Below are 6,302 nucleotides of genomic sequence, written 5' to 3' on the forward strand. Positions count from 1 at the left end.
CCATCGTCGTCTCCTTCTGAATACTCAGAACGAAACTCGCCGTTGGCTCAGTGCAACGGAACCGCAGAAATCAATGGGACGGGGACGGCGCATACGCTTAATCCGACGCGCCAAGACCGTCGCAGGGGGTCGTTTCGGATCAACCTGGACAAAGGCTGCTGGGCCGATTTTGCGACCGACGACCGGGGCGGCGATCCTATCAGCCTATATGCTTATCTGAACGGGTTGAGCCAATCGGAAGCGGCCCGCAGGCTGCGCAAAGATTGGGGGGCAGGACAATGACAATCGCGCTCAAATTGCCCCCGCATCCGAAGTGCGGCCTTCCCTCAACCGCCCACACCTACCATGACGAAACCGGCGCACCGGTTCTTGTCGCCAATCGCTACGACCGGCGGGACGGGACCAAGTTTTTCATGCCCTTCGACGTGGTACAGCAAGAGTGGAAAGCCCCGGATTTGCGGCCCCTCTACAATCTGCACCAGATTGTCGCTGCCGATCCCGAAAGAACGATCCTCTTTGTTGAGGGGGAGAAATGCGCCGACGCTTTGGCGGGTTTGGGGTTCTTGGCGACCACCAGCTTTGGCGGATGCAATGCCCTGACCAAAACGGACCTATCACCGCTTGCAAACCGCCGGGTCGTGATCTGGCCGGATGACGACACCCCCGGCGCGAAGTATGCAAATGCAGTCAAAAGCACGCTTTCCAAAACCATGCAAACCCCTGCATTCGCGGTCATCTTGTGTCCGGAAATATACGGGAAAGTCAGGGAAAGAGATGAAAAGAACGGTTTTGTCAAAGGCTGGGACGCAGCGGACGCGATTGAACAGGGCTGGACAGAAAGTGACGTAAAAAGCCTGATAAAGGATGCGATGGACGGCACGACAAAACCCTGCAAAGCCGTGCAAAACCAGCCGCCCTTAGACAGTATTGAGCTTTGGCACACTCCGGAAAAAGAGGCGTTCGCGTCGGTGATGTTTGGCGACCATGTGGAAAACATGGCGCTGGAGTCCACAGACTTCCGGAATTTTCTGTCCTATCAGCACTATCAGGCAGAGGGCAAAATGCTGTCGCAAACCGCGCTGGACGACAAACGCCGGACAATGGCGGGCGAAGCACTATTCAACGGCCCGGAATATCCCGTCTTCAACCGCTTGGGGACTGCCGATGACTGCCTTTATCTGGATCTTGGCGGCAAAGATTGGGCCTCTGTGTGCATCGACGCAACGGGATGGAAAATCGTCAAGCGCGGCGCGGCCCGGTTCCAGCGTTCCCGCGCCATGCAGGCCTTGCCCGCCCCCGTCACCGGCCCTGCCGATATCAACCTGTTGCGGCCCTTTTTGAATGTCGGTTCTGAAACCGACTTCAGGATGCTGGTGGCATGGCTATTGGGATGTTTCCAACCCAAAGGCCCCTACCCCATTTTGATCCTGACCGGCGAGCAAGGCAGCGCTAAAAGCACCACCGCCAAAGTGCTGCGCAGCCTGATTGATCCGGTCAACCCGATGACGCGCAGCGCGCCGCAGTCAGAGCAGGATTTGGTCATTGCGGCGCGGCACAATCACGTTCTCGCCTTTGATAACCTGTCGCATATCAAGCCCGCTCTTGCCGACGCCCTGTGCCGGATAGCCACCGGGGGCGGGTTTGGCACCCGCAAGCTGCACACCAACGCCGAAGAAGTGCTGTTTGACGCCACCCGCCCGGTCCTGCTGAACGGCATTCCCGATCTTGCCAGTCGCCCGGATCTGGCGGACAGGTCTATCATTGTGTCCCTGCCCGTCATCGAAGAAACCAAACGGGAGTTTGAGGCCGAGTTCTGGACGCGATTTAATCATGCCGCGCCGCACATCCTTGCAGCGCTTCTGAATGCAACAAGCACGGCCCTTGCGCGGCTGTCGTCGGTCACGCTCACAGAGCGGCCCCGCATGGCGGACTTCACCAAATGGGTCACTGCCGCAGAACCCGCGCTTGGCTGGCCTGAAGGCGCGTTTACTGAAGCTTACACCGCCAATCGGCAATCTGTGGACAGCGCGGCCATTGAAGGCAACCCCGTGGCCGAAGCCATCGTCAGCATGATCACCGACCACGGCCCGTTCAAAGGCACCGCAACCGAGCTGACAAAGGCGCTGCGCAGCCTTTACCCGCAACTCACAGACGACCCGCTGATTTTTCCCCGTCAGCCCAACAAACTATCTGTCGAGCTAAAGCGGGTGCAGCCCCTCTTGCGCCGCCAAGGCATCACCATGTCGAAAGCCCGCCAAGGCAAAACCGGCCAACGCGCGATCTGTATCAAACTTGGCTAAACTATCGTCAGCACCGTCAGCATCGTCAGCCTTGCCCATTTGGCTGACGATGCTGACGGTGCTGACGGTGCTGACGATAAAACTGGCGTGTATTGATATTAATCGGGACACTTCTCGCACTTGGCCGACATCGAACGGCTTTTCGTAATACTGCGGTCGCAGCCCACATAGCCGACATTTGCCGCATAGAACACGCAAGAATTAGGAAGTAGGTAACGTTTGCGGCATTCAGTCGTTGTCGCTAGGCTGGAACAGATGAGTGCATTTCGCACGTTGAGGCAGGAGGGGTGTGTTGACAAAAGATCCAACCAGAGTGTCAGAAGGCGATTTAGTCATGCCGACGCTTGAAGCTTTGGTGAACAGCAAAGCGATCGGCCTCTCAACATCGGAATTGGTCCCAATCCTTCGTGAGGTTCTTAAACCCGCAGGCAAAGACTTGGAGATCTCGCCACACAGGAACGACGACTATTTCAGCGAGAAAGTCAGAAATCTTAAGTCCCACAAAAAGCTTGAAAAGATGGGTGTAGCCACCTTTGATGGTACCAGATACCAGATCACCGCCAAAGGCAAAAAGTTTGTCAATGACGTTCAAGGAGCACGCGAAAGCTATAAAGAACAAGGATTTAAGAAGGCATTAATAAACCGCTCCATCAAGCCAGAAAAAACGGTGTTTGTAGAAGAGGGACACCAACGTGTAGTTTCAAAAGTAATCCGCGCGCGCTCACAAAAACTGCGCGACTTTGCTCTAAAAACCTACTCAAAAGCCGATGATACAATAGACTGTCGTGGCTGTGGCTTTGAAGGATCAAATGTTTACGGTAATACCGGAAAGGGATTAATCGAAATCCACCATAAGAAACCAATTTCTACTTCCGGCGTATCGAAGATAGACCTGCGAAAAGCCGTAAAAAACGTCGTCCCACTTTGCCCCAATTGTCATCGCTTGGTACATCGCAAATCAGGTGAGGTAATGGAGTTGGGAGAGCTAAAGAAACTAACCGGCAAGTAATCAGTTGCCCGGCACTTCTTAAACACTACGCAAAAAGCTCTTGCTGCCTCGAGGTTTCCACGGGGCTTTCACCTGTCAGAAAGTATGGCTCATAGTCCAAGTCGGTTTCAAGCTTCTTGCGACACGGCGGAACCCAAACCAGTGAAGGCGATGTGCCAGTGCCTTTTTCCCAAATGACCCATGCGTAACCGGTAGCTGTGGATGCTTTGCGATCTACGCGACCTCTGACCATAGGCACACGCTCTACGAACTGAGCAACTTTAGATGGCGGTGTTTGACTGAACAAACGCTCATATCGACCGACGCTTTCGATAAAAACTGTTCGCACCAGCATTGCAACGCCTCGGCGAGCAATTGGCAGTGAGCGTTGGATGAACTCTTCGGCACGTCTAAAAGGCGGGTTTGTGATGACCCAATCGTGAGATGCAGTGGCGCAAACATTGGCCAAAAAGTCAACGGTTTCGCCATAGCCGTAATCATGCACATCGGTCGCGGTAACAGTGCCGAAATACTCTTTAAGTGCCTGCGCCATGTATCCTCTTCCACAGGCAGGTTCCAAAGCTGACATGGATGAGGTACCAACCTCTTGTTCGATGATGTGTTCTACCAACGCTCTTGTCGCCCAAGGCGGCGTAGGGAAGTCATCTAGGCTATCTTTGGCCTCAACTCGTTGCGCCATAACTGCATGGGAAGTGTTCTGCATCTCGACCTCTACATATTGTGCTTCATGGCTTACTTGCGACGAAGCCTTGCGCTCTTACGTCCTACACTAGCAGACCACTACTTAATAGTCTTGACAGATGTTTTTGTTTTGTTCCTGCGCAAGGCCCCTTTTTGTTTGCTCTGACCCCATCGTAAGGAGACTGCATAAATAGACACTGTTTTCGTCGGAACTATCCATCGATTTCGCTGACTTCCGACGCATTGCAGCATCTGGCTGGCGGGGACTAGCTTTGAATAAGTCAGAGCGGTTTAAAGCTGGCTTTGATCACTCCTGAAACACTCTTGAAGCGGGTCGCGCAAATGTTCTTGTTCAGCTATCACTTGGACCATTGAGCAGACTAGGAGACGAAGATGCCACCACAAGACAGCGAGTGGGACAAGTACCTGAGTATTTGGGAAAAGGCCGTCGATACCCAAATGCACTTCAACGAGATGTCAGTAAAATCGAGGCAACTTGGCCTTACATTTGTCGCCGGTGCGCTCGGTGTCGCGGTGGTACTCCTTAGTCAGGGGCAGGCATTTTCACTCGAAGTTCATCTATGGCTGTTCAGCTTGCAGCTTCATGTCGCTGTCCTCTTGGTTCTTGGTGCTTACGTAGCACTCCGAGCAGTCAAATTACTTGATCTGAATGTCTACCATAAGATGCTCCGTGGTGCCGTTTCGTTCGGCGAGGATCTAGAAGAAAATTATCTAAAAGGTAAGCACTTGGAGCTAGAGAAAGGGATGACACAGGCGATATCACATTTCAGCCGTTATCCTGATGCGAAAGTAGTTCGTGGCGAAAACGGCAGGTACCAATACACCGGCGAGAGTTTGAAAAACGCAGAAAGTAAGATCTCGGAGTTCTATAGTGCTACGGGTCGATTCCTTGTGTTCGCTGCTGCAGCACTTTTTTTGGTCACAAACTTGAATTTTGTGCGGCCCACACTGAGTGGCGGCCAAGAATCGCTACAGTTGGGCGTCGAATCCACGACAGATCAGAACGGCTCTCAACGACCGCTAGCAGGAGAGGAAGCTCAGCCTAACGTGGAGGTGAGCAAATGACGAGCCGAAAAGCTGTGCGCCTCTTAATCTGCGACTTGGACAATACACTGTATGATTGGGTTGGATACTTCGTCGTTTCTTTCTACGAGATGGTTGATACAATTGTCGACATTTCTGACTGTGACAGAGAAACGCTTTTGGACGATTTCCGCAAGGTCCATCGCAAGCATCACGATTCAGAGCATCCATTCGCCCTGCTGGAGACAGAGACCATTCGACGTTTGCATCCAAAAGCGACGTTTCAAGAAATTGCTGAAATCTACGATCCAGCCTTTCATGCCTTCAACTCAAGCAGGAAACGCAACTTAGCGCTCTATCCAGGGGTGATGAACGCCATACAGGCAGTTCATGCATCTGGAATTACCTTGGTCGCACACACCGAGAGTAAACTCTTTTCGGCGACGGATAGAATACAACGACTTCAACTAAACCAGTATTTTTCCAAATTGTATTGTAGGGAGGCCTCCGAGGCACTGCACCCTGCTGCCGGCTCTTACTCCGTGCAACAGAACCACTTCCCCCCCGAACGGATAATTGAGCTCAGTCATCACCAACGAAAACCAAATGTGCAGGTCGTCAGAGAAATATGCAACATGGAAGGGGTACCCGTCTCAGAAGCTGCTTATGTTGGTGATAGCATCGCCAAGGATGTCATGATGTCTAACGACGCTGGCCTTTTCTCTATTTGGGCGAAGTACGGGTCAAATAATTCGAAGGCAGATTATAAGAAGCTCGTTCGAATTTCACACTGGAGCGATGAAGACGTGGTCCGAGAACAGCTGCTTACACGCAAGGCGAAAGACGCCCGCCCAAATGCCGTATTGTACAAAAGCTTTAATGAAATTTTTCGTCACATCAAAGCCCACAAAGCGCTAGTGCCAGTCACTTTGTAAAGCAAATGGCCGCTTTTCGAATTTCTTGCACCTGCGGAAAACTTCCGTTCACGTCCTTTCTGCTGCATCAGCGCTCCCTCCCTCCGCGTTTGCAGCGCAATATTGCGCGTGTCGGGCCGGTGTTAGCCGCTCAACAGGATTCTGGCACCCCAAAAGTAGCACCAGCGTAGCACCGGGTTCATGTCGCCCGAATGCAAAAAGCCACCCTGAGGTGGCTAAGTGGTTGTTTATGTTTGGTGTATTTATGGTTGCGGGAGTAGGATTTGAACCTACGACCTTCAGGTTATGAGCCTGACGAGCTACCGGGCTGCTCCATCCCGCGCCAATCTGGTG

Annotated in this window: 5 protein-coding genes, 1 tRNA gene and 1 pseudogene; 5 read left to right on the plus strand and 2 right to left on the minus strand. The window is 52.7% G+C overall.

Annotated features, from left to right (window positions below; genetic code table 11):
• The 3 genes and pseudogenes from B8991_RS21805 to B8991_RS20590 all read left to right on the plus strand — a co-directional run.
• A pseudogene (locus B8991_RS21805) lies at nt 1-282 on the plus strand (hypothetical protein); the annotation flags it as partial.
• Nucleotides 279-2,300: a hypothetical protein gene (locus B8991_RS22100; protein ID WP_084355156.1), complete on the plus strand. Its 2,022-nt coding sequence runs from the start codon at nt 279-281 to the stop codon at nt 2,298-2,300. The pseudogene B8991_RS21805 and the gene B8991_RS22100, both read left to right, overlap by 4 nt.
• 292 nt (nt 2,301-2,592) lie before the next feature.
• On the plus strand, nt 2,593-3,309 hold the full coding sequence (locus B8991_RS20590) for an HNH endonuclease (protein WP_143514700.1): 717 nt from the start codon (nt 2,593-2,595) through the stop codon (nt 3,307-3,309).
• 25 nt (nt 3,310-3,334) lie between these two features.
• Here B8991_RS20590 and B8991_RS20595 read toward each other — a convergent pair whose 3' ends face one another.
• On the minus strand, nt 3,335-4,012 hold the full coding sequence (locus B8991_RS20595) for a class I SAM-dependent methyltransferase (protein ID WP_084355158.1): 678 nt from the start codon (nt 4,010-4,012) through the stop codon (nt 3,335-3,337).
• A gap of 371 nt (nt 4,013-4,383) precedes the next feature.
• On the opposite strand from B8991_RS20595, the gene B8991_RS20600 reads away from it, so the two are divergent.
• Together B8991_RS20600 and B8991_RS20605 are read left to right on the plus strand one after the other, a co-directional pair.
• The gene (locus B8991_RS20600; RefSeq protein ID WP_084355159.1) at nt 4,384-5,076 is read left to right on the plus strand and encodes a hypothetical protein; all 693 of its coding nucleotides are present in this window, start codon (nt 4,384-4,386) and stop codon (nt 5,074-5,076) included.
• Nucleotides 5,073-5,969, plus strand: a complete 897-nt coding sequence (locus tag B8991_RS20605) for an HAD family hydrolase (protein ID WP_084355160.1) — start codon at nt 5,073-5,075, stop codon at nt 5,967-5,969. Before B8991_RS20600 ends, B8991_RS20605 begins: the two co-directional genes overlap by 4 nt.
• Before the next feature lie 245 nt (nt 5,970-6,214).
• On the opposite strand, the gene B8991_RS20610 is transcribed toward B8991_RS20605, so the two are convergent.
• A tRNA-Met gene (locus B8991_RS20610) sits at nt 6,215-6,291 on the minus strand.
• Nucleotides 6,292-6,302 lie beyond the last annotated feature (11 nt).

It is taken from the genome of Primorskyibacter flagellatus, assembly GCF_900176485.1.
GTDB classification, from domain to species: Bacteria; Pseudomonadota; Alphaproteobacteria; order Rhodobacterales; family Rhodobacteraceae; genus Primorskyibacter; species Primorskyibacter flagellatus.

Excerpts from the sequence above, each read along its gene's own strand:
- B8991_RS22100 (WP_084355156.1), top strand. The coding sequence starts at position 279 with ATGACAATCGCGCTCAAATTGCCCCCGCATCCGAAGTGCGGCCTTCCC.
- B8991_RS20595 (WP_084355158.1), bottom strand. The coding sequence starts at position 4,012 with ATGCAGAACACTTCCCATGCAGTTATGGCGCAACGAGTTGAGGCCAAA.
- B8991_RS20600 (WP_084355159.1), top strand. The coding sequence starts at position 4,384 with ATGCCACCACAAGACAGCGAGTGGGACAAGTACCTGAGTATTTGGGAA.
- B8991_RS20605 (WP_084355160.1), top strand. The coding sequence starts at position 5,073 with ATGACGAGCCGAAAAGCTGTGCGCCTCTTAATCTGCGACTTGGACAAT.